This window comes from Brevundimonas sp. (genome assembly GCF_050729455.1).
Taxonomy (GTDB): Bacteria; Pseudomonadota; Alphaproteobacteria; order Caulobacterales; family Caulobacteraceae; genus Brevundimonas.
The window spans coordinates 1-3590 of the sequence record NZ_JBOHLI010000106.1; the positions used below are offsets into that span (position 1 = coordinate 1).

A 3590-nucleotide genomic window follows, 5' to 3' on the forward strand; every position below is an offset into this window, starting at 1 on the left:
CGCCTCCGGTTCCTGCGCCGCGCCCGACGCCTGCGCCGACACCGCGTCCCACGCCGCCGCGCCCGACCCCGCCGGCGCCCGCGCGTCCGACGCCGCCCGCACCGGCCCGCCCGGCGCCCGCCAAGCCCGCGCCGGGTCTGGACCTGGACGCCCTGGCCGGTCCGCCGCGTCAGACGCCGAACCGGGGCCGCGCGGCGACGGGTCAGCAGGGCTCGGGTCAGGCCAGCCAGGCGACGGGGCCGCAGATCACGGCCATCTTCAATCAGGTCTATCCGAACTGGATTCTGCCCTGCGACATTCCCGGCGCCGACGAGCTGAGGATTCAGGTCGATCTGACCCTGTCGGCAGACGGGCGGATCACGCGCGGGCCAAGCCTGGTCAATCCGCAGTCCAGCGCCGTCTATCGCGCGGCGGCGGACGGGGCGCTGCGGGCCCTGCGCCAGACGGCGCCGTTCGACGTGCCGACGGGCTTCCCCGGCGGTCAGTATCGCCCGACCTTCAATACGGAGCGGGCCTGCGCCAATCGGTAGAGTAGGAGCGTTCCCTCTCCCGGCGGGAGAGGGCTTGAGCCTCGGAGAGCCGAAGGCGATCCGCATAGGCGAAAGGGTGAGGGGCTGAGGGTCACATTCGGCGCAAGCCGTGGCGCGGCGGCTTGCGCCGAGGGCGAGCGTCGACCCTCATCCGGCCCTTCGGGCCACCTTCTCCCACCGGGAGAAGGGACCAAGGCGGCGGAGGCGCTGGAATGCTTGCCTTCAAAGTCTGAAAGTCGCCCCATTCCGGGGCAAGCTTGTCTTTCACAAGCTGGTTTTTGTCATACGGTCTGGCGATAAGGACCGACGAGCCGTCTAACTCTGGAGCCATTCATGCGTCTGCATCTTCTTCTCGCCTCGGCCGCCGCGGTCCTGATGGCGGGTCCGGCGACGGCCCAGACGCAGCCGACCACGCCCGCGCAGCAGACGGGGCCGGTCGAGGTCGAGATCGATCAGGGCGTGCTGCGCCCCTTGCAGATCGCCATCGTGCCCTTCACCGGCCAGAACGGGCCGCAGATTTCCAACGTCGTCAGCGGCAACCTGAAGCGGTCGGGCTTCTTTGATCCGCTGAACCCGGCCAGCTTCATCGAGACGGGACTGACCCTGGCCAATGCGCCCAACTTCCCGCAGTGGACGACCATCGGGGCGCAGGCGGTGCTGTACGGCGGCGTGACGCCGCGCGCCGACGGCCGGGTGGACGTGGGCTTCCGCCTGTATGACCCCTACCGCCAGTGCCAGCTGGTCTCCTATCAGTTCACCGCCACCAGCGAGCAGTGGCGCCGCATCGCGCACAAGATTTCGGACGTCATCTATCAGCGCATGACGGGCGAGGCGGGCTTCTTTGATTCGCGCGTCCTGTTCGTGTCGGAGAGCGGCACCCAGCTGAACAAGCTGTCGCGTCTGACCATCGTCGATCAGGACGGCTACAACCCCGTCTTCCTGACCCAGGGCGACGAGATCATCATGTCGCCGCGCTTCTCGGCCTCCAGCCCGGACGAGGTCACCTATGTGGCCCTGGGCAAGGACTACAGCCGCATCTACCTCTACAACCTGTCGACCGGTCGCCGCGAAAGCCTGGGCGAGTTCGACGGCCAGGTGCTGGCGCCGCGCTTCTCGAACGACGGGTCCAAGATGGCCTTCTCGATCATCCGCGGCGGCAACACCGACGTCTATGTGATGAACCTGCGGACGCGCCAGCTGTCGCGCCTGACCAGCGATCCGGGCATCGACACCTCGCCTTCGTTCAGCCCGGACGGCGGCCAGATCGTCTTCACCTCGGACCGTTCGGGTTCGGCGCGTCTCTATACGATGCGGGCCGACGGCTCGGGCCAGCGGCCGATCTCGCGCGGCGGCGGCGTCTATACGGCCCCGGCCTGGAGCCCGCGCGGCGACATGATCGCCTTCACCAAGCAGTCGGGCGGGCGCTTCCATATCGGCGTCATGAAGTCGGACGGCACGGGCGAGCGCATCCTGTCGTCCAGCTATTTCGAGGAAGGCCCGTCCTGGGCCCCCAACGGCCGCTACATCGCCTTCGCGCGCCAGAGCCCCGGCGGCGACACGCGCCTGTGGACCGTGGACCTGTCGGGCCGGGTGGTGGCCCAGGCGGGTTACGACGGGCGCGGCTCGGACCCGGCCTGGTCGGGCCTGCTGGACGCCCCGCCGGCCAGCCTCGGCATCGGCCAGGGGGCGGATTCCTGTCCCGCCTGACGCAGTTACGGCTTCGTGAGATCACGAGCGGAGCCATTCCCATAAACTGTGCGTTATCGCGGCTGGCGCGGCGCCGCGTCGCAGTCTAGCTGACCCGCACAAAGCCAAGCTTGAGGCCGCCGTCCTCAGACTGAACGCCAAGGAGACGACCCGATGAATTCTTCGACCCTGATCAAGCTGGCCGCCGTCAGCGCCGCCGTCGCCGCCCTGGCCGCCTGCGTGCCCAAGCCCAAGGTCGAGCCCGCCGTGCCGACCCAGCCCGCCCAGCCGACCGGCCCGCAATATCCGACCGCCCCGACCGGCCCGGTCACCGGCGGCAATGTCGGCGCCGCCCTGCCGGGCTCGGAACAGGACTTCGTCGTCAACGTCGGCGACCTGGTCTATTTCGACCTGGATTCCTATTCGGTGCGCCCGGAAGCCCAGCCGCGTCTGGACGCCCAGGCCGCCTGGCTGGCCCGCTATCCGCAGGTCACCGTCCGCATCGAAGGCAACGCCGACGAACGCGGCACGCGGGAATACAACCTGGCCCTGGGCGCCCGCCGCGCCGAGGCCGTCCGCACCTATCTGATCCAGCGCGGCGTCCCCGCCGGCCGCATCGACACCATCAGCTTCGGCAAGGAGCGTCCGATCGCCGAGGGCTCGAACGAGTCGGCCTGGGCCCAGAACCGCAACGCCCACACCGCCATCGTGTCGGGCGCGCCGCGCTAAGCCAACCGCGACGATCGAATGAATGAGAGGCGTCGGCTTTGCGGCCGGCGCCTCTTTTCTTTGCGGGCGGGCAGGGTCAAAGTCCGCGCCGAATCCGGGGGGAAGCAGCGTGATTGATCTGGAAGCAGCGGGCGGCGCCGTGACGGGCGGCGTCATCGCAGGGGCGATCGAGAAGCCGACGGGACAGGCGGGCGAGCACCATACGGTCTGCGCCGACTGCGGGGCCGAGGTGACGGGCAGGTTCTGCTCGAACTGCGGTCAGGCGGCCCATGTGCACCGCAGCCTGCTGCACCTGGGCGAGGAGCTGCTGCACGGCGTCATGCATTTCGACGGCCGCTTCTGGCGCACCCTGCCGCTGCTGATCATCAATCCCGGGCGGCTGACGCGGGAATGGGTGCAGGGCAAGCGCACGCGCTACGTCTCGCCCCTGGCGATGTTCCTGTTCACCCTGTTCGTCATGTTCTTCGCCCTCAGCTTCATGCCGCACTCGGAAGTGAAGCTGCAGGGGCTGCCGGAACAGATCGCGGCCCAGCGCGAGGCCGTGGCCGAGGCCGAGCAGGTGGCCGCCGCCGCCCAGAAAGAGGTCGATGCGGCCGCCGCGGCGATGGAGCCCGCCGGCGACGCGCCGCCCGCGTTCGACAGCGG

General features: G+C 69.6%; 3 protein-coding genes and 1 pseudogene. All 4 read left to right on the plus strand.

From position 1 onward, the window contains the following. A pseudogene (locus tag ACREEF_RS15625) lies at positions 1 to 530 on the plus strand (hypothetical protein); the annotation flags it as partial. Positions 531 to 863: 333 nt separating this feature from the next. After that, a complete protein-coding gene (gene tolB, locus ACREEF_RS15630) occupies positions 864 to 2237 on the plus strand; it encodes a Tol-Pal system beta propeller repeat protein TolB (protein ID WP_431566489.1) in 1374 nt (457 codons plus the stop codon). 153 nt (positions 2238 to 2390) lie between these two features. Continuing rightward, on the plus strand, positions 2391 to 2945 hold the full coding sequence (pal, locus tag ACREEF_RS15635) for a peptidoglycan-associated lipoprotein Pal (protein ID WP_431566490.1): 555 nt from the start codon (positions 2391 to 2393) through the stop codon (positions 2943 to 2945). Between the two features lie 109 nt (positions 2946 to 3054). After that, the coding region (locus tag ACREEF_RS15640) for a DUF3667 domain-containing protein (RefSeq protein ID WP_431566491.1) at positions 3055 to 3590 on the plus strand (536 nt) is incomplete at its 3' end.

Coding starts and splice junctions, on each gene's coding strand:
- tolB (WP_431566489.1), top strand. CDS start 864: ATGCGTCTGCATCTTCTTCTCGCCTCGGCCGCCGCGGTCCTGATGGCG.
- pal (WP_431566490.1), top strand. CDS start 2,391: ATGAATTCTTCGACCCTGATCAAGCTGGCCGCCGTCAGCGCCGCCGTC.